14 protein-coding genes and 4 pseudogenes are annotated in these 18,448 nt (G+C 63.8%); 12 read left to right on the forward strand and 6 right to left on the reverse strand.

All coding sequences use genetic code 11. From position 1 onward, the window contains the following. Positions 1-449 precede the first annotated feature (449 nt). Positions 450-1,244, forward strand: a complete 795-nt coding sequence (locus tag N7L95_RS27150) for a class I SAM-dependent methyltransferase (RefSeq protein ID WP_301261180.1) — start codon at positions 450-452, stop codon at positions 1,242-1,244. Between the two features lie 342 nt (positions 1,245-1,586). Here the strand turns inward: N7L95_RS27150 and N7L95_RS27155 are convergent, their stop codons facing one another. Next, complete coding sequence (locus tag N7L95_RS27155; protein ID WP_301260768.1) at positions 1,587-3,545, reverse strand: M61 family metallopeptidase; 1,959 nt, start codon at positions 3,543-3,545, stop codon at positions 1,587-1,589. Between the two features lie 345 nt (positions 3,546-3,890). Here N7L95_RS27155 and N7L95_RS27160 point away from each other — a divergent pair, with 345 nt between their 5' ends. Continuing rightward, complete coding sequence (locus tag N7L95_RS27160) at positions 3,891-4,718, forward strand: PEP-CTERM sorting domain-containing protein (RefSeq protein WP_301260769.1); 828 nt, start codon at positions 3,891-3,893, stop codon at positions 4,716-4,718. A gap of 318 nt (positions 4,719-5,036) precedes the next feature. Further along, positions 5,037-6,023 (forward strand): hypothetical protein, encoded by a 987-nt coding sequence (locus N7L95_RS27165; protein ID WP_301260770.1) that lies wholly within the window; start codon positions 5,037-5,039, stop codon positions 6,021-6,023. Positions 6,024-6,168: 145 nt separating this feature from the next. Here N7L95_RS27165 and N7L95_RS27170 read toward each other — a convergent pair whose 3' ends face one another. Both N7L95_RS27170 and N7L95_RS27175 read right to left on the reverse strand, forming a co-directional pair. Then, positions 6,169-7,284, reverse strand: coding sequence for an IS5 family transposase (locus tag N7L95_RS27170; RefSeq protein ID WP_301255679.1), 1,116 nt, complete (start codon positions 7,282-7,284; stop codon positions 6,169-6,171). Positions 7,285-7,537: 253 nt separating this feature from the next. Next, positions 7,538-8,075 (reverse strand): annotated as a pseudogene (locus N7L95_RS27175) (tyrosine-type recombinase/integrase); the annotation flags it as partial. A gap of 150 nt (positions 8,076-8,225) precedes the next feature. Between N7L95_RS27175 and N7L95_RS27180 the strand changes: the two are divergent. Next, a pseudogene (locus tag N7L95_RS27180) lies at positions 8,226-9,193 on the forward strand (IS481 family transposase). Positions 9,194-9,289: 96 nt separating this feature from the next. On the opposite strand, the gene N7L95_RS27185 reads toward N7L95_RS27180, so the two are convergent. Next, a complete protein-coding gene (locus N7L95_RS27185; RefSeq protein WP_363324892.1) occupies positions 9,290-9,571 on the reverse strand; it encodes a DUF6362 family protein in 282 nt (93 codons plus the stop codon). Between N7L95_RS27185 and N7L95_RS27190 the strand changes: the two genes are divergently transcribed. Next, positions 9,513-9,797, forward strand: a complete 285-nt coding sequence (locus tag N7L95_RS27190; protein ID WP_301261198.1) for a hypothetical protein — start codon at positions 9,513-9,515, stop codon at positions 9,795-9,797. The genes N7L95_RS27185 and N7L95_RS27190 overlap by 59 nt on opposite strands. Positions 9,798-10,225: 428 nt before the next feature. Then, positions 10,226-10,837, forward strand: a complete 612-nt coding sequence (locus tag N7L95_RS27195) for a LysE/ArgO family amino acid transporter (RefSeq protein ID WP_301260771.1) — start codon at positions 10,226-10,228, stop codon at positions 10,835-10,837. Positions 10,838-11,210: 373 nt separating this feature from the next. On the opposite strand, the gene N7L95_RS27200 is transcribed toward N7L95_RS27195, so the two are convergent. Then, positions 11,211-11,615, reverse strand: coding sequence for a PHP domain-containing protein (locus N7L95_RS27200; RefSeq protein ID WP_301260772.1), 405 nt, complete (start codon positions 11,613-11,615; stop codon positions 11,211-11,213). A 290-nt stretch (positions 11,616-11,905) separates the two neighbouring features. Here N7L95_RS27200 and tnpB point away from each other — a divergent pair, with 290 nt between their 5' ends. From tnpB to N7L95_RS29780, 5 genes and pseudogenes are all read left to right on the forward strand, one after another. Continuing rightward, a complete protein-coding gene (gene tnpB, locus N7L95_RS27205) occupies positions 11,906-12,046 on the forward strand; it encodes an IS66 family insertion sequence element accessory protein TnpB (protein WP_301260773.1) in 141 nt (46 codons plus the stop codon). A gap of 626 nt (positions 12,047-12,672) precedes the next feature. Then, positions 12,673-13,890 carry an RtcB family protein gene (locus N7L95_RS27210; RefSeq protein WP_301261181.1) on the forward strand — a complete coding sequence of 406 codons (1,218 nt, stop codon included), beginning with the start codon at positions 12,673-12,675 and terminating at the stop codon, positions 13,888-13,890. 223 nt (positions 13,891-14,113) lie between these two features. Then, positions 14,114-15,691, forward strand: coding sequence for a hypothetical protein (locus N7L95_RS27215; protein WP_301260774.1), 1,578 nt, complete (start codon positions 14,114-14,116; stop codon positions 15,689-15,691). Positions 15,692-15,790: 99 nt separating this feature from the next. Continuing rightward, positions 15,791-15,892, forward strand: a pseudogene (locus N7L95_RS29775) (helix-turn-helix domain-containing protein); the annotation flags it as partial. A gap of 58 nt (positions 15,893-15,950) precedes the next feature. Continuing rightward, positions 15,951-16,292 (forward strand): annotated as a pseudogene (locus tag N7L95_RS29780) (integrase core domain-containing protein); the annotation flags it as partial. Positions 16,293-16,532: 240 nt separating this feature from the next. Here the strand turns inward: N7L95_RS29780 and N7L95_RS27225 are convergent. Then, the gene (locus tag N7L95_RS27225) at positions 16,533-16,715 is read right to left on the reverse strand and encodes a TfoX/Sxy family DNA transformation protein (RefSeq protein ID WP_301260775.1); all 183 of its coding nucleotides are present in this window, start codon (positions 16,713-16,715) and stop codon (positions 16,533-16,535) included. 141 nt (positions 16,716-16,856) lie between these two features. Between N7L95_RS27225 and N7L95_RS27230 the strand changes: the two genes are divergently transcribed. Continuing rightward, positions 16,857-18,386, forward strand: a complete 1,530-nt coding sequence (locus N7L95_RS27230) for a right-handed parallel beta-helix repeat-containing protein (protein ID WP_301260776.1) — start codon at positions 16,857-16,859, stop codon at positions 18,384-18,386. Positions 18,387-18,448 lie beyond the last annotated feature (62 nt).

Raw genomic sequence — 18,448 nt, forward strand, 5'->3', positions numbered from 1 at the left:
GGAACCATCTGTCCAAGTCATGGCGGGCCGAGGTGGTCGCCGGAGCACGATGAGGTGCCGTCGCGCGTCGCCGGTGAGCCCTCCGTGATCCCGGCATCGGCGCGCGGAGCGCACCGGCGAGGCGCCACCTGCCGCCTTCGCGCCGCGACCCCCTCGGGCCGTCCGGCGGACCAGCTGGAGGGCGGCCCGGCGAGGTCGGAGCGCGCCACCGCGCTGGCGACTGCGCCTGTCTTTGCGCCACCCGTTAACCGCCAATGGCGCAGGCCCCGGCGCGCCGGGATGTCACAAGGAGGAACGTAGCAGGCAAGGGTAAATACGATGGTCTTGCGCTACAGGGGGTTTCACCGCTGCTGTAGATGGGGTGCTGGCATCGCCGCTCGAATTCGGTGGTGTGAATGGCCATTCGCGCCGGATGAGCAATTGAGCGTAGGAGTTTCGATTTGAAAGTCGTGAACGAAGAATACGCAGTATGGCTCGATAACATCGGAGACGAGATCGCTTACTGGGAGCATTACCTGCGAACCCGGGGAGGGGACTACCCGGACGATTTCCGGTTCCGGCTCAATCCTGACACCGAGGTCGGCAGCCGCGACACCCGGCTGGCCCGCCGCCTTTCCCTGCTGGCGCCGGTGGATATCTTCCTGCTGGACGTCGGTTCCGGCCCGCTGACGAACCTGGGCAAGAACGTCCCCGGGAAGCGGTTGCACATCACGGCGTGTGATCCCCTTGCGGATGTCTATAACACGCTCATCGACAGGTTTGATATCCATCCGCCGGTGCGCACGACATTCAGTGACGGAGAAAACCTGTCCCACTTTTTCCCGCCACGGCGTTTTGACGCCGTGCACTGCGCAAACGCGCTGGATCATTCCTACGATCCTCTTTCTGCTATTGTGGAAATGCTGAAAATCGTCAAGCCGGGCGGCTTTATTCAGCTGGGGCATTTTGAAAACGAAGCGGTGTCGGAGAACTACCACGGTTTGCACCAGTGGAATTTCACCGAGAGAAACGGCGACTTCGTGATATGGAACCAGAAGAGCGACATCTCCCTGACGCAGTTCTTCGGCGAGGCCGCTTTCGTCGATACGGAGCGCACGCCGTCGGAGCCCAAGAACTGGATCGTGGTCACGATCCGGCGCAACGAACTGACGGATGGCTTTCTCCAGGAGCGTTCGTCGACCCTGCCTCAGAAGTACCAGACCAGCCTGTTCCGGCATTTCGAAAAGCATCTCGGCACGGCGTGAACGCCCGCCAGCGCCTGGCCTGCGACGCTGTTCAGCGGGTCCAGGCCACCCTGGCAAGGTCGGCTGGCGGCAGCGAGCGCGCTGGACAGCGCGGCGCGGCCGTCCGGCGCGCGCGGAAGACAGCGGCGCCCCGGGCACTGCGGCGCGGCGGTCCACCGAATGTCCGCCGGCAGTGGTTCTTCGGATGCCCGCCGGCAGGGGTTCTTCATCAGCCTGCTTGCTCCAAGGTGTGACACCGTCACAGCGCCGATGTGGCACGCTCGCAAGCCCAGCGCAGCCGCCCGCAGCTGATGCAAGGCGGCTGCCAGCTGTTCACGGCGGGTGCCAGCGCCCGCCGCCCGCTCAACGCGGCGCCAGGATGGCGCCCAGCCGGTCCGGCACATTCGCCAGCCGCTCCAGCTTCGGATAGCGCAGCCCGCCGTGGTAGTCGAGCCGGGCGATGCGGTAGCGGTCGCCCTCCTGCAGCAGCAGCTCGATCGGGGCCGATCCGGCCGCTCGCGCCGCCGTGATGGCCTGCTGCAGCACTTCGGGCTTGTAGGCCCGCAGGTTGACGCCGACCAGCTTCATGCCGGGGGCCAGGCCCGCGCGGAAGGCCGGGCCGTCCCAGGCCACGTCGGCCAGCGTGCCGTCCTCGCGCAGGATCAGCCCAATCGAGTACAGCAGGTTCGTCACCTTGCGCTCGGCCTCGTTGGCCTTGAAGAAGTCGCTGGGCTTCTCGTCGTAGGCCAGCTTCCAGCCGCCGCGCGCCAGCCCGTCAAGTGGTGCCCCGGCGGCTTGCCGCGCGTCGAGCCGGGCGCGCAGGAAGCCGGCCCAGTCGTGCGGCTGCACCTCGTTGAGTGCCCGCACCACGTCTTCAAAGGTGTAGGTGAGCGGCTCGACGCGACCCGGGGCCACGCCGAAGAAGCGCTTGGCGAAGTCGTCCAGCGAGCGCTTGCCCTGCGACCGCTCGCGGATCAGGGTGTCGGCATCCAGCCAGACCAGGGCGCCTTCGTCGTAGTAGTCGTAGGTGCGTTGCCAGTTGGGCCAGTCCTTCGCCCGGTGTTCGCTCAGGATGGGCTCGTTGGTGGTGTCTTGCAGGCTGCGCCAGGCACGGCCCGACCGATGCTCGAATGCCGCGGCCACCTGGGCCAGCGCATCGCGCTCCTGCTCGGCCGTGACCAGGCCGCTGCGCACCGCCAGCATGCGGCCCCAGTACTGAGTTTGGCCTTCGTAGACCCAGAGCAGGCTGTCCTGCATCGGCGCATCGTAGGTCGGGGTCCAGAGGTCGGCCGGGCGCCGGAACTTGCCGTTCCAGGAGTGCACATATTCGTGGGGCAGCAGCTCCCGGTCGACGATGGCCTTGGCCCAGTCCTTGAAGTAGCTGGTCTTGACCGCGTTCTCGCTTGACTGGTGGTGCTCCAGGCCGATGCCGCCGAAGCTTTCGCTCAGGGCCAGCAGGAAGTCATAGTGGTCGAAGTGCCGGGCGCCAAACAAGCGGTCGGCCTGCTGCACCAGTTGCCGGTGGGCCTGCAGCTGCGTGTCGCTGGCTTCCAGTTGCTCGGCTTCATCGGCCATGATGTTGAGCGCCACCGGGCGGTCGCGCCCGGCGGCCTCGAGCTCGATGCGCTTCATGTGCCGGCCGGCAAACACCGGCGCGTCCACCAGCGTCTCCAGGTTCACCTCCGCATACCGCACCCAGCCGTGTTCATCGGCTTGCGGCAGCCGGCCGTCCGGTGTGCGCAGGGCGCTGGCCTGCTGCCAGCCCGGCGGCAGGCGCAGGCGGGGTTGCACGGCAATGCGGCGGCTGTAGTGGCCGGCCGGATACAGCAGCACGGTTTCCCACTGCACGCCCAGCATGGCCGGGGTCATCGAGGGGCGGCCGGTGCGCTCGCTCAGTGGCGTCAGGTGGACGAACTCGATGTTCAGCGTCGTGCCGCCGGCCGGCACGTCCACCAGGAAGGCAAAGGCATCGGCGGGATCGCGTGTCCAGGGCAGCAGGCGGCCTTGCGCGTCCTGGATCTTCAGCCCCCCCAGCAGGTTGACGTCGCCGGACGGCGCATGGGTGCCGGGCAGCCAGCGCGGGTAGCGCAAGGCCAGGCGCCCTTCGCGCGCGGGCAGGGCCTGGCGGACCCGCAGCACCCGGTGCTGCAGATCGGTGGCATCGACCTCCAGTTGCAGCACCCCGGGATAGGGCGTATCGCTGGCCGCCGGGGCGGGCACCGGCGCCGCCGGCTGGGCCGAGGCCTGCGCCAGAGCGGGCGGCATGGTGAACATGCCGGCCATGGCGAGGCCGACAAACGTGGCAAGGAGTTCAGGTTTCATGGAATGGGAAGACGTATGGCGCAGGAGCAGGTGCGAGGCCAGGGCGCCCGGTGGACGGCATGTCGACGATCATCGGCCACACCGCCCGGCTCCGTGGATCCGGCGCAAGTGAAAGAGGCGCAGGACATCGCAAGTTCTGTTCCATGTGACTGGCTCGCCGCTGCGACGACGCGAGGCGCCCAGCGCCGCTTATCTGCTGCCCGAACCTTGCTCCCTCTTGCTCGCGTCTTGCGGAAGGGAAGTGAAGCAAGTCGCCTGTGCGGCCCCGCGAATCAGGGGGGGCGGCATGCAAGCCACTGCCTAAATTGATCAGGTGAGGTAGGCATCGCTCTAAGGGGAGCTGACATGAACGCTCGTAGCGCCGGGACGTTGTTGGCCTTGGTTCTGATTGGCGCCAGTGGGCCAGCGTACTCAGGAATCACGGTGTACCGGGATCTCAACGCCTATCTTGCCGCCGTTGGCGGATCGTACAGTTTCATCACCTTCGAGGGCGGGCCGCCGTCAGCCGTCTACGTCCCTGGTGATCAGTTCAGCGACGATATGACGTTCGAGACGTGTTCCAAGCCAGGTGGAAACTGCTGGGACGGATGGGATTCGGTCATGTGGATCGGTGACGCCATCACGGCCGAGCCCGCCGGCACAGCGTGGAGGAGTGTGGACGGCGCGTTGAACGTCTCGCCCGATCACCATCCGACGATCCACTCTATTGGGCTTGACGTCACCGGAGACACTTCTTCAGTCAGTGTTGAGCTCTCCATCGTTGGTGAGTACTTTGACAGCGTGCATCTCAATGGAGAAACCGGCTTCTTCGGTATCGTAAGCGACCGCGACTTCGACATCTTCAGTGTGTCCCAATCGGGGCACTACGAGGAGGTAGGGCCATTCTTCCTACATCGTGTGGCAGTGCCGGCAACATCAGGCGCTCCCGTGGTTGGCACACCGACGCCCGCTGTTCCGGAACCAAGCGCTGCAATGCTGCTAGGCAGCGGAGTGCTGGCGGTACTTGCCTTCGTGCGAAGAGGGGCAGCGGCCATCGTGGCGCGTGGTGCGAACAAGGACCTGACGAAGAATCTGAGCGGCGCTCCGCCATATGACGGAGCGGTTCTGCTCAGTGCTGGCAGCAATGAGGTGGCGCAGCTTCAATCGCACATAGCCCACGCCATGCAAACCTGAGTGCACGGCCCGAGGGCCAGCGCCGAAGATGACAGGCGCTCTGTGCGCGGAGCCAGGCGCGGTGGTGGCCGTGGTCGCCGCGCCCTGTCGCCGTCCCTATGTATCGCGGCATTCAGTTCTTCCGACTGAGGTCGAGGAGGGAGACGTAAGATGGCCCATCGATCATTGATCGCCGCGTTAGGGCTACTGGGATTAGCTCTGACATCGGCTGTAGCGAGTCCTCCTCTATACAGCGCCATCTCAGGGCTTGCCCCTGGCGACGAGGCGAGGCCGTTGATCCCGGCGAAGCAGGCGCCAGGGCCGTTTCGTACCGGAGCCATGAACGAGGGCAAGATCGGTACGGGGTCCAACGCTACCGTTCCTCACCGATTTCGCCTGACCTCGCTGGACGGCGGCGCAGCCATCGACACCTACGCACTCAGCATCAGTAACAACGGCTACGTCGCCGGCGCGCGAGGCCCTGTGCTCTGGTCCCCCTTCAGGTACAGAAAAGGGCGCTTCGAAATCTTCTCGAGCATCGGCGGTGACGGTAGCATCGCTGCCGGCATCAACGACCACGGCACCATCGTCGGTCGCGTGCACTATGGCAGTTCGATTTACGGCTTCATCTACGATCACGATGACAGCCTGGACATTCTGACCAATCTGTCATGGGCTCATGCCATCAACAGCAGTGGTGCGGTCGTCGGAAGCATGGCGCGAGAGGGCGGTAGCGCCCCCTTTGACGACACGTACGGCTATGTATGGGTCAATGGAATCGTAACGCCCTTGGACCCTGGCTTTGCCACTGGATTGGTCAGCATCACCAGCGCCAACGACATCAATGACGATGGATGGATCACAGGCGAAGCCTACAACGCCGATCTGCAGCGGCGTGCGTTCCTGTCGGACGGCACCACCGTACGCGACCTTGGCGCGCTCGGCGGTTACCTCAGTGTAGGGCGGGGCATCAGCTCCAAGGGTCACGTTACCGGTGAGTGGATCGGTCCGGATTCTCCGATTCACGCCTTTTTGTATGACGGACGCGTGATGCGCGACCTTGGCACATTGGGCGGGCGGGAATCATGGGGATACGCCGTGAATGCTCGGGGTCATGTAGTTGGCCAGTCTTTGATGAAAGAAGGCGCAGCACACGCCTTTTTCTTCGACGGCGAGCGAATGCTCGACCTGAACGCGCTGGTGGATGCCTCCGCCGAGGGCTGGGTGCTGTACGGCGCTACCGACATTAACGACCGAGGCCAAATCGTCGGAACCGGATCTTTCAACGGCCGTACTCGTGCATTCTTGTTGACGCCGAGTCCCTAGCAGGCTGCTGAAATACTGCGCTGAAGCACCTACCTCGACCCGCGAGCTGATGGAGTTTCGGTAGCTGCCGTCGCGAGGAGTGTCAGAAGGGCCATTTCCGGGCCGGTTCGCCCCTGTGGAGGGCCGAGTTGCGCACCTGCGCTGCTCATCTGGCGCCTTGCAGACGGACCTGTCCCAGCGAGCGCATGCGCACCAAGTTGTAGGCCGCCATGTTCAGCACGAACAACTGGTCCACCTTCTTGAGTCCGCGCACCATCACCTGCCGGATCGAGCCGATGGTCTTGGCCCACCCGAAGGCCTGCTCGATGCGCTTGCGGCATTGCATCGACAACGCGTACCCGTCGGTCTGGGCGATCTCATCGGGCACCGCCGAGCGACGCCCCGACTTGTTCTGCGCCACATGAGGCTCGACCTTGAGCTGCTGCAACTCGGCGATGAACTGCGCCGCGTCGTAGCCCTTGTCTGCACCCAGCGTGATCTCTGCCTCAGGGTTGACCTGCCGGGCATCGTTGATCATGGCCCGGGCCGCCGCGCGCTCGGCATAGCCGTCTGCCTGAGTGACCACGGCATTGACGATCAGGCCGTGCCGGTTGTCCATCAGTGTGTGGCCCATGAAGCGCATCTCGCTGGCAGTCTTGCCCTTGCAATACAGGCGGCTGTCTGGATCGGTCTTCGATTCGTGCGTGTCGTTGCTGCGCGGCTGGCCCCGGAAGTCGCTGCCATCGTTGCTGCTGCCACCGCCCGCGTCGTCGTCGTCACCGGCCTTCTTGGGCACAAAGCTCTTGTGGCTGGCCCACGCCTGGATCAGCGTGCCGTCCACACTGAAGTGTTCCTTGGACAGCCAGTTCTTGCGCTCGGCTTGCGCCAGCACTTCGTTGAAGAACGCGACCACCGCATCGTGCTCGATCAAGCGCTGTCGGTTCTTGCTGAATACCGTGGGCACCCACACGTTGTCGTCCATCGATAGGCCGATGAACCAGCGAAACAGCAAGTTGTATTGCACTTGCTCCATCAGCAGTCGCTCCGAGCGCACCGAGTACAGCACCTGCAGCAACATCGCCCGTAGCAGCTTCTGCGGGGCGATGCTCGGACGCCCGCCCTTGGCGGCGTCCTCATACATGTCGGCGAACATGTCTTCAAGCTCGATCAACGCGTCGTTGACCATCGCGCGTATCGCTCGCAGCGGATGCGTGGCCGGCACGAAGTCGTCCAGCTTCTTGACGCTGAACAGGCTCTCGGTGAAGGTGTCGGGACCGCGCATAGGTGACAACAAGATTCAGGTTCGGGTGCTGGGTGACACTGTGCCGCATCTCCGCCAGGATGCGCTGCCGACGGCGAGGTATTTCAGCAGCCTGCTAGCGCGTGTTTGATCGGCCGCCGCATGTCGTGGCTTCCGCTATGGCTGGGAATGGGATACGACGGGAAGCGATGGCATATCACCGGCACGAACTGTCGGAGGCGAAATGGCGGTGCGGTTGCCCCTGCTGCCAGCGCGCAAGACGTCGGAGCAGTCCACTCTCCAGCTTGGTGTGTCCGGGCAGCAGCTGCAACGCGCGGAGGTTCTTCGTACGCCTGTAGACCGGGGTCGCCTTCGTGCGCCGGATGGAGTGTGTCCGCAGGCCGGACATCAAGGCCTATTTCCTCGACCCAACCGTGAAGAATTCGCGCGTATTGGCGAGTTCCCAAGTGGTCCGACCGCTGACACCGGCTGGGAAACAAAAAACCCCCCGCTCGCAACTGCGCCTCAGTGATCCATGCATGGGTTAAGTCGCGCGTCAATGCAGTGATCTCGAACTGCACCGGGTGCCCAGTCTTCTGCTGGACGACGATGGCGCGGCTGGCAACCGTCCCGCCGTGGCAGACATCTCGAAGTCGGAGGGCGACCAGGTCGCACGCTCGCAGCTTGCTGTCGAGGCCAAGGTTTAGCAGGGCGAGCTCCCGATTCCGGCGCTGGAGCTGCAGGCGCACGCGGATCGCCCAGATGTCCTTGAGCCGTAGCAGTGCTTTCTGGCCGGCCAGCCTGCCCTTGTTCCAAGGCGCAGTTCGGGCCAATGCTTGTTCCGAGGTGAGGTTGTCTATGCGCGCTCTCCTGACGGGACACCGGCGGCGGTTGCCGTCGGTACGATCAGGTGATCGCCGGCCTAGGTGTTCAGTCCCGGAGAGTCATGGTGGAATTCTGACGGCCCAACAGGAGGACTGTCTATGGCAGCAAGCCTTCACGGTTCAGCCCGCACAACGTCGAGAGTTCGAGCCGAGTTGCGAGCGTCGCAAGAAACGACTCGCGCACTCGCCGCCCGCTACGGCTTGAACGAGAAGACGGTGGCGAAGTGGCGCCGCCGCACCACCACGACAGACGCACCGATGGGTCCCCGACAACGACGTAGCGCCAAGCTCAGCGAGGCTGAGGAGGCCGCTGTGGTGGAACTGCGACGACGCACCTTGCTGCCTCTGGACGACATCCTCGGCTGTCTGCGTTAGCGCATTCCACAACTCAGCCGCAGTGCCTTGCACCGCTGTCTGGTGCGGCACGGCATACAGCAACTCCCTCGCAGCCAGGAGAAGGATTCCAAGCGGGGCCGCTTCCAAGAACCGTCCATCGGCTACGTCCACATCGATAGCTGCGAGCTGCGCCTCGCCCAGGGCAAGCTGCACCTGTTCCTGGCCATCGACCGGGTCACGAAGTTCACCTACATCGCCTTCTACGAGGCCGCCACGAAACTCAACGGTGCGGCCTTCCTGCGCGATGTGGTGGCCGCGTTCCCTTACGCCGTCCACACCGTGTTGACGGACAACGGCACGCCATTCGCAGAGCAGCCTCGCTACCGAGGAGGTATGACTGATGCCTATGGTGGCGGCCATGTATTCGAGCGCGTTTGCCGCGAGCACGGCATTGAGCATCGTTTGACCAAGCCGTATCACCCATGGACCAACGGGCAGGCCGAACGCATGAATCGCACCATCAAGGAAGCGACCGTCAAGGCCTTCCACTATCCGAGCTTCGGCGCGCTCAAAGCACACGTGCAGGCCTTCGTCACAGCCTACAACTTCGCCAAACATCTGAAGGCACTGCGTTGGCGGACTCCCTTCCAACCATCTGTGATGCCTGGCGCCAGGACCCTTTACCGTTCAAGTTCAACCCACACCACCTCATCCCGGGACCAAACACCTAGTTCGATGTTGAGCCGGTCCGCCACGACGGCCAGGGCGTCCATCCACCGGCGCGAGGCCGTGAGCCGGCCCAGGCCTACGCTCTTGCCGATGTCGCTCTACCCGCGGCGCTTGGCCCGCAGCCACATCAGATGCCGCTGCTCAACCTCCAGCCACTGTACCCACTGCATGGCCTGCAGCATGCGCTCGACGGCCTGAGGGGAGGGCGGCAAGGATAGCGGGCGGTCGTCATCCCGCGCAAGCGCCTCACACGGCGCCCAAGCGAACTGCGGCCAGCTGCTCCGATAGGCCTGCATCCGGACCGGCGGCAGCCGGCGTGCCGTGTCGGCGGCATCGGCGAAGTGCAGGGCCACGGCTTCGACGGTCCAGGGCTCAGCCATCGCTCCGTCCTCCCTTGCCGTAGAGCCGCTCGCCAATGCGGCGGACGATTTCGCGTTCGACGAAGTCGAGGCGCTCGTTGGCCTCGTTCACGACGAGGAGGCGTTGCTCACGCCAGCCGTGTTCCTTGACGACGGGGACGACGCACCGAGGTCACTGTCGACGCTCGATGTGTTGATGATCAAGGTGCTTGGCAAGGCCTTCTACTGGCAGCGGCTGATGAAGTAGGGCGAGGCGGTTTTAACGAAGGGCTGGCACGGCTGCTGATGCTCGATGCCGGCTGGGTTGCGGAGTCGCTGCGGCTCACCTTGCTGGCACCCGACACCGTCGAAGCGATCCTTGAGGGCAAGCAGCCCCGACACCTGAGTCTCCAGCTGATCCGAGGGCGCCGAGACATGCTGCCGCGGGCCTGGCAGGAGCAACGTCGGTTGCTCGGGTTCCCGTGCGGTGATCCGTGACAGAGCGGGTGGGGAACAGCGCGCCCTTTCTTCTCTCTTCGGGCGCACATGGTGGGTCCTCACAGAGGGCATCGCTCCACTACCGGCCCGGGGTGCGTGTCACTGAGCACCTTGAATCCGGCACATACACCGCTCAAGAATTGTTAGGATGTGCCTTTCCAAATACCGGTCCAGCTTAGGAGGTTGTCGGCATGCAAGATGTTCGACTTCCTCGCCTTCGTGCAAGGCTTCGCCCTCGGCCTCGGTATGTTCGTGTTCCCTGGGCCCAAGGACATTCTTGTCTTGCGCGAAGCCCTGAAACGTAGACCCATAGGCGAGCTCCTGGCTGTTTCCGTTGGAAGCGATGCGCTGCTCATCTTTCTGGGGGTCACCGGCATCTCCATCGCTCTTCGCGATGCACCCGCTGCGCAGCATGCGGCGATGTGGATTGGCGTTGGGTTAATGTTGTGGCATGGTATAGCGGCGATCCGGCGCGCGATCCACTCGAAGGGCGATCAGGCTGCGCGCGTCACCGAATCCGAGAGTAGTGGCCGAACTGCGCTCCTCGTGACGTCGTTCCTCAATCCGATAGCCTGGATGGACACTGTATTGGTCATTGGTGCAGCTGGAGCGCTGCTCCCCAGTCCTGCTCAGCTGAGCTACGGTGTCGGTGCGGTGTCCGCCTCAGCCGTCTGGTTCATCGGCCTGACCTGTGGTGCACACTACGCCGGTAGGTTGCTGACCAAGCCCGGCGCATGGCGTGTCTTAGATGGCCTCGTCGCAGTCGTGATGATCGTGTTGGCGCTGTACATGGCCCAAGGTCTCGTGTGAGCTTCGCGATCGAACGGCTACGACCGCCGGCACTGCCGGTGCAAAGCCGTCCGAGTGGTGAAGGGCCACGGTTTTCAGCTACTCCTGAACGATACTCAGAACAGGAAGCAGCCAAGCAAGGATTTTGCTCGAGAGGCACCTTCAATATTGACGTGCTCGCTGACTTCTTGCACCGAGAGGCGCGAACACGACGGTGAGCGGTCCGGCCCCATACTGCAGCTCTGCGATCAAGGCCAGCTCGTGCTCGATCAGCTCAGTGACGTTCTGCGGAATGCCCCGGGGTAGCGCCGCCCCGCGCCCTCATAGGTGAGCCGCCGCAGGTAGCCGGCCGGCGTCTCGCCTTTTGGCACGAGCTCCCGCGGGTGCTCGTACTTCAGCTCGTCGAGGGAGAGGGTGCAGCGGCGGGAGATTTGGAGCGTTTCGTCCAGCAGCTCCCTCGGATAAATCTGCGCCAGTCGCAGGCGCGAACGCAGTGCCGCTCGGCGTTGGGCTGCAGTTCGTAGCCGCAGTCGACCAGCGGCTTGCCGACCCGAATGGCGGTCAGCACGTCCTGCAGCGGCTTGCGTGAGCGCACGTGCATGTGGATATCGCCGGCCGCCACCATCCGTAGTCCGGTCCTGGGGGACACCTCACGGGCGGTGGCGAGCCAGGCCGCATCATCGAGCCCGTGCAGCAGCTCGATCGCCAGCCACGAGCGCTGCTCAAAATGATGGGCCACCCATTGCGCCTGCGCGAGCCCCGTATCGATTGAGGCACTTCGGCTCGGCACGTACAGCATCAGGCAATCGGCCAAGGCATCCGCCCGCCGATCGTTCAGGTGGGGCCGCTGGTACTCGCCCTTGGTGGCCTGCCCGGTGCTGGCCTAGCCGAGGGGTAGCAGCAAAGTCAGCAGTGGAACGCAGTAGCGCAGTGACATGACACGCCCTCCGGCACACGGTAGACGTTGACCAGCTTATCGGGACGCGCGCGGTGCGGCAACGTGCAGTGCCGCGGACTGGCTCCGTTGGCGCAGCATCACCGCGACGGTGGGCTGCGACACAGCGCTGGCGCGCGTGGTTGCGGTCTTCGGTGCAGCGCGCCTCATCATGCCTCTGCCTGTTCACCAACCGGCGTGGCGACCGCCTGAAGGTGCTGGTGCACGACGACATTGGTATCTGGCTGGCTGCTCGGCGGTTGAATCAAGGGGGCTTCGGCCCCCCCATGCCTTGACGCAGAACCCGGGGCGATTCAGGGGCGTTGCTTGTGGGCAGCGATGAATGACTCAGTTGCTGTGCGATGTGAGCAGGGGCCGCGCGAGGCGGGCGGCGCCTTCAAGCGTCTGCATTCACTTGAGGACGCTTCTTACGCCGTTCTCTCTCAGCTAGCGTTGAGGCTAAAGCACTAGCTGAAGTTCTAATGTCCGCGGTCACTTTTGGTTGTCGACTTCGGCATTGATAAGCCATGAAGCCAATTTTTCTTTTCTTGTTCAACCACTTAGCAGATCCCGCAGTTCGGGAGCACCGCACTGGCACGCGTGTTGCGTGAGAAGGGAACATGAACGAGACGTTGAACGCCAAGGACAGCTGAGCATCACTTTCAGTTTCGGGCGCGCTGGCACAGAAGGGAGCGCCACTGCCAAAAATGATTGACATGCCGGCAGCCTGGGTAACACCAGGTGCAGCAGGCAAGTTAGTCGGCGAGCACGATTGAGGATGCAGGTGCTGGCTCCGATGACGGGTCTGTCACTGGCGCGCGTTTCCAATCGCCGACGATGCCATTGGCTAAAAGCCGTGGTTGCTGCATTGATGCGGGTTCGAATCCCGTCGCGTCCACCAATTGATCACCAAGAGAAATCCATGAACTACAGCATCGAACAGCCCGAAGGCGGCGTGCCGATCAAGATGTGGACGCAGGGCGTCCCAGTGGAGCCGGAAGCCAAGCAACAGCTCGCCAACGCAGCCAAGCTGCCCATCGTCTTCAAGCACATCGCGGCGATGCCGGACGTGCACCTGGGTATCGGTGCGACCGTCGGCTCGGTGATCCCGACGCTGAAGGCCATCATCCCGGCCGCGGTGGGCGTGGACATCGGCTGCGGCATGATGGCCGCCAAGACCACGCTTCGCGCTGAAGACCTGCCAGACAACCTTGGCCCGCTGCGCTCGGCCATCGAGAAGGCGGTGCCGCACGGCTCGGCCCCCAAGCACCGCGGCCGCGACCCGGGCAGCTGGGAGAACCCGCCCGAGACGGTGGACCAAGTCTGGGCCACGCTGGCTGACGAGTTCGACACGCTGTGCGAGCTGCATCCGCGTCTGAAGAACACGAACAACCGCAAGCACCTGGGAACGCTTGGCACGGGCAATCACTTCATCGAGGTCTGCCTCGACGAAGCGGGCTTCGTCTGGTTCATGCTGCACTCCGGCTCGCGTGGTGTGGGCAACGCCATCGGCACGCACTTCATCGAGCTGGCCAGGAAGGACGCGGAGCGCCACCAACGCAATCTCCCCGACAAAGACCTGGCCTATTTTGAGGAAGGCGCGCAGTACTTCGGCGACTACGTTCGTGGCGTGTCGTGGGCGCAGAAATTTGCGATGAAGAATCGCGAGGTGATGATGGCCAACCTGATCGCCACCGTGCGCTCTGTCATCGCTCAGCCCTTCAAGGCGCATGTCGAGGCAGTGAACTGCCACCACAACTACGTGCAGCAAGAGCGCCACTTCGGCCAGGACGTGTTCGTGACCCGCAAGGGCGCCGTGAGCGCCAAGCGCGGCGAGATGGGCATTATCCCGGGCAGCATGGGTGCACGCAGCTACATCGTCCGCGGCCTGGGCAACCCGGAAAGCTTCGAGAGCTGCAGTCACGGCGCAGGCCGCGTGATGAGCCGCACCAAGGCCAAGAAGATGTTCACCGTAGAGGACCATGCGAAGGCCACCGAGGGTGTCGAGTGCCGCAAGGACGCCGACGTGATCGACGAGATTCCGATGGCCTATAAGGACATCGATGCCGTCATGGCCGCACAGGGCGACCTGGTGGAGGTCGTGCACACATTGAAGCAGGTGGTGTGCGTGAAGGGATAGATGGGTGAGGGCTTTGTGCCCTCAATGGCCCATCCGAACGAAGCTTCAAAGAGCAGGCGCAGTCAGGGGTACAGCGACGCTGGCCACTTTCAGCACTGAACTTCTGTCGAAGACTGCTCTGCAGCGATCGGAATCAACGGCGCGACCAACGTGCGGTCGTGCACGAACTAGAACGCCAAGGGATCCGGAACTTGGCCCACACTCGACCAATCAAGGAGGGGAAATGCAACACAACCACGATGACGGCGAATACCGTGAATTCCTGGCCCGCGTTCAGACACGATTTCTGCAACGCATCCAAGACGGTGCGCGGCCCGTTTTCCTGACCGATGCTGAAAACCTGTGGGCTCAGTATTTAGACAGCTTCACCGACCCGGTGCGTCGGCAATATAAGAACTGCTCGGCGTGCCGCAAGTTCATCGAACGCTTCGGCAGTCTAGCCATCGTTGAGGAAGATGGCTCCATCCACTCGGCCATCTGGCATGAGGAGGACGCACTAGACGAGTACACGCAAGCTGTAGCGGCTCTGGGTAAGGCCGTGCGCCGCGCCAAGATCACAAGCCCGTTCCTGAGCCGTGAAGCCGTGTGGGGGTCATCCGAGGCCGGAGGTTGGCTGCACTTTGCCGTAACGCCGCCTGCGGCCATGCGCTACAGCGGCGCCATCCTGACACCCGTGCAGGCCATGGCCGAGAAGCGGGAGGACTTCAAGACGGTCATGCACGCGCTGACCGAGTTCACGCAGCCCATGCTCGAGACGGCCGTGGCGCTGCTGAAGTCAGACCACCTCTACAGCAGCGAGCGCGTGCTGGGTCAGGCGGAGTGGCTCCACAAGTTGCACGTTGCTTATGCGGCGGCGAGCGGTCATGGAAAGGCCGCGGTTGTGTGGGCCGCGACTGCCAAGGCCCCGGCGGGTTTCTGCCACCCGCGCAGTTCCATGATCGGCACGCTACTGGAAGACATTGCCGCCGGCTTGGAGTTCAACGACATTGCCAAGCGCTTCGCCGACAAGATGCACCCGCTGCGCTACCAGCGCCCGCAGGCGCTCCCGAGCGCCGGCAACATCGCGCAAGCCGAGAAGCTGTTCGCTCAGCTGGGCCTCGCGCCGGCCTTGGAACGTCGTATTGCCCGCCTCGACGAGATTCCCCTCGTCTGGGCGCCGAAAGCCGAGGAGCAGCCCTCGCGCGCCAGCAGCGGCCTTTTTTCGCACTTAACACCGAAGAAGGTCGCACAGGCGCCCACCGTGGACATCCCCGCCATCACTATGACGCTGGAGAAGTTCCTGCGGGAGGTGGCAACGACGGCTGACACCATGGAGATCGACCTGGGCGGCGGCAATCACGGCTTCATCGCCCTGACGACGGCCGTGAATCTCGATGCCCCTACGCTGTTCCAGTGGGATCACCCGTTCTCTTGGTACGTTTGGCACGGCGGCGCGCCGGTCAGCCAGTACGGGCTGGCACCTGGATGGCTGAAGGTTGCTGGCATGACCCGTCTGCCAGCTCGGTGGAACGACGACGGCCAACGATTCAAGCATCACGGAGACGGAATCATCATGCTTCTCGCAGGCGCTCGAGAGACGCGGCAGGCCGGCGCGGCGTTGTTCCCTTCATTGCTGCGCTCGGAGCTCCACGGGGTGCGGTCGACCATCGAGGCGCACTCCAGGAGCGCGCAAATGCATAACCTCGCGGAGGGCAGCGCCATCGGCTACGACCTGCGGGAGGGCAGTGGCTCTTATCCGGCAACAGTACGTGTCAGCACGGCAGGTCGCGTGCAAACCTACAAGATCGATCGGTGGGACTGATCGCGTGATACAGAGCACGGTGTGTGGGATTCGCAGACATCGTTTCACTAGGATGTGCGCATGGATGCTGACGTTCGACAGCGGCTGCGATGGATCGACATGTACCTCGAATGCGGGGATGCGGGCTATGTATGTCGACGCTGTGGCATCTCCCGACCAACGCTGCGGAAGTGGTACAGACGGTACGAGAGTGAAGGCCTGGACGGTTTGAAATTGCGTAGCCGGCGACCGCGTTCGAGCCCCGTCAAGGAAGCTCACCGAGAGTCATCGAGAACGGCTTGCGGACGAGTTCATCAAGTTCCGTCCAATCCCTCCTCGTTCACCTCACCTCAACGGAAAGGTCGAGCGCTCGCAGTTGACCGATCTGGTGGAGTTCTGCAGCCGCCGTGCCCCCAAGGATCCACGCATTGCCCAGCTGATCGAAGAATGGCAATTCGAGTACACCTGGCGCCGTTCGCATGGGAGTCTGAAGGGCCGAACACCGGCTGAACGGGTTGGCGAACTGGCAGCACAGACGCCCCTACATGAAGAGGTCGCTGCTCTATACGACTGCTCCAAGGAACGCCTTCGCTACAGCGCTTGGAAGACCGACCAGATCGTTGCCGGCTTGCCCTCTGCCCGCTCAAAGCGGAGCGACCAAGCAGGGGGTGGCGTCAAGCCAAAAAAGTGAAACGATGTCTGCGAATCCCGCAGGCGCTTCGTTCCGATTCCGTCTGCCAGTGGATTGCCTGCACAGCTCCCTCGGTAGGGACTGAACGAATGGCAGCGCCCGCGCAAGGTCGCCGCGAGCCGGCAGCATGCCGCCACGGCCGCTCCAAAGCAGGCGGTTTCGGTCTCCTGGTCATGGTGGACGTGCAGGCGCGACAAGGCTCACCCGAGCGCTACTGCGTTTGACCTGCGCGCAAGCGGCCACCGCGCCCAGGCGACGCAATTGCGCCTCTGAAGTGATGCCGGCCGGACACAACGCCTGATGGGAGGATGGGCCAAGGTCGGGAAATTGCTCGAGTGGGCTCGTGCGAGGCAAGGCAATATGCGGCTCTGGCCGCCCTCACGCTTTGAGCGGACGCTTGCGGACCTCTCGGTCGTTGACGGTAACATTCGCCTTTCGGTCGACGTCACGACCTCCGAGGAGACACGGAAGATGCCTGCAAGAAAGATCGCAGTGATGCTGTGGGCCCTGATGCTCGCTGGATGCGGAGGTTCGGGGTCGTCCGACGCCGGAGGAGACGGCGGGGAGAGTGCAGCAACGCCCCCGGAGGCTCCGGCCCCAGGGTCACCCCAGGCCGGCTACTCACCCCCCACCCAGTATGCCGACGACTATTGCACCACCGGCAACTACCCGGGGCAATGGACCTGGGACCCGGCGCTCGTGCGGAAGCAGGATGCGCCTGCGACTTCCGGTACCCCGCGCATCGAGCAGGTGCGCAACGGCGTCGTGATCGCCACCTACACCTCGCTGGGTGGCGACAAGGGATACTCCAAGCCCAACAGTGCCGACGGCGGGGACACCTCGGTCGGCCCGTTCCGGCGCCAGCCCTACCTGCAGTGGAGAAGCGGCGACCTTTTCAAGGTCTATCCCGCCGTCTACAGCGGCCGCGACATGCAGATCTACTTGGGCCCCAACGCGGTGAACGCCTCTGACTATTCGGCGGGCATCTTCAGCGTGCCGGAGAACATCACGATCCAGGGCGTTTCCGTCAACGGCGTGCGGCCCGTCATCGTCAATCCTCCTACGGGCGCCTCCAACTCCACCTATGGCCAGTCACTGGTCTACATCGAAGGCCGTTTCAACGCCAGCGGTGTATTGGTGAAACCCGCCACCAACATCACCATCGAGAACATCGACATCGTCGATGCGGCCGGCGGCGGCAACATCGGGAAGGCGGGCATCTACGTCAACGGCGCCAAGGACCTGACCCTGCGCCGGGTGCGCATCGCCGGCTTCAAGCGGCACTCGGCCAACGGGATCTTCGCCACCGGCAACAACACCGGGACCTTGCTGCTGGAGAATGTCGAACTCGATGGCAACGGCGGCGCGAGCGGGCCTGAGCACAACGCCTACATCAACGCCAGCAAGACGGACCCGGGCTTCACATTCCTGGTGCGAAACTCCTGGAGCCACGACGCCTATTACGGCCACGCATTGAAGTCACGCGCCCAGCGCACGGTGGTGGAGGGCAGCTATCTCAGTGGCCAACGTGCGGCGGCGGGAACGCAAGCAGAAACCTATCTGCTGGACGTGCCGGACGGTGGCATCCTCGAAGCGCGCAACAACATCTTCGTCAAGAACCGCTCCGGCAACCAGTCGAATGGCGCGTCGCTCACCTTCGGGGTGGAATCCGCTTCCAGCACCCGGGCCTGGGGCCTGACCGTTGAACACAACACCTTTGTCGCCTTCTCTCGCTACTACGACGACGCCGGCCACGAGTTGTTCCCGCTGTTCATCGGCAGCCGGGCGCTGGGGGACAAGCGCATCGATGCGAACGTGTACGTCGGCTACTGTCCGTCCAGCAATGCAACGAGGAACGAGAGAGGAACCAACGCGGCCATCCTCGGGTTCAACGACATCGATTTGTCGTTCAGGCCGCGAGCGCCGCAGCTCACGGGCAACGGCAACATCGTCGGCAAACCGTCGTACGAGCACGTGGCCAACGGGGCGCAGCGCCGGACCCATGCCTTGGGGGCGAGGGACTGACCTTTGGCAACATCGGCCCCGCTGCCACCGACGAGCGAAAGCCGATCCCGGGCACTTACGAG

The sequence above is a fragment of the Eleftheria terrae genome (genome assembly GCF_030419005.1).
In the GTDB taxonomy this organism is placed as follows: Bacteria; Pseudomonadota; Gammaproteobacteria; order Burkholderiales; family Burkholderiaceae_C; genus Caldimonas; species Caldimonas terrae.

Excerpts from the sequence above, each read along its gene's own strand:
- N7L95_RS27155 (WP_301260768.1), bottom strand. The coding sequence starts at position 3,545 with ATGAAACCTGAACTCCTTGCCACGTTTGTCGGCCTCGCCATGGCCGGC.
- N7L95_RS27160 (WP_301260769.1), top strand. The coding sequence starts at position 3,891 with ATGAACGCTCGTAGCGCCGGGACGTTGTTGGCCTTGGTTCTGATTGGC.
- N7L95_RS27165 (WP_301260770.1), top strand. The coding sequence starts at position 5,037 with ATGAACGAGGGCAAGATCGGTACGGGGTCCAACGCTACCGTTCCTCAC.
- N7L95_RS27170 (WP_301255679.1), bottom strand. The coding sequence starts at position 7,284 with ATGCGCGGTCCCGACACCTTCACCGAGAGCCTGTTCAGCGTCAAGAAG.
- N7L95_RS27185 (WP_363324892.1), bottom strand. The coding sequence starts at position 9,571 with ATGGCTGAGCCCTGGACCGTCGAAGCCGTGGCCCTGCACTTCGCCGAT.
- N7L95_RS27195 (WP_301260771.1), top strand. The coding sequence starts at position 10,226 with ATGTTCGACTTCCTCGCCTTCGTGCAAGGCTTCGCCCTCGGCCTCGGT.
- N7L95_RS27200 (WP_301260772.1), bottom strand. The coding sequence starts at position 11,615 with ATGCTGTACGTGCCGAGCCGAAGTGCCTCAATCGATACGGGGCTCGCG.
- N7L95_RS27210 (WP_301261181.1), top strand. The coding sequence starts at position 12,673 with ATGAACTACAGCATCGAACAGCCCGAAGGCGGCGTGCCGATCAAGATG.
- N7L95_RS27215 (WP_301260774.1), top strand. The coding sequence starts at position 14,114 with ATGCAACACAACCACGATGACGGCGAATACCGTGAATTCCTGGCCCGC.
- N7L95_RS27230 (WP_301260776.1), top strand. The coding sequence starts at position 16,857 with ATGCTGTGGGCCCTGATGCTCGCTGGATGCGGAGGTTCGGGGTCGTCC.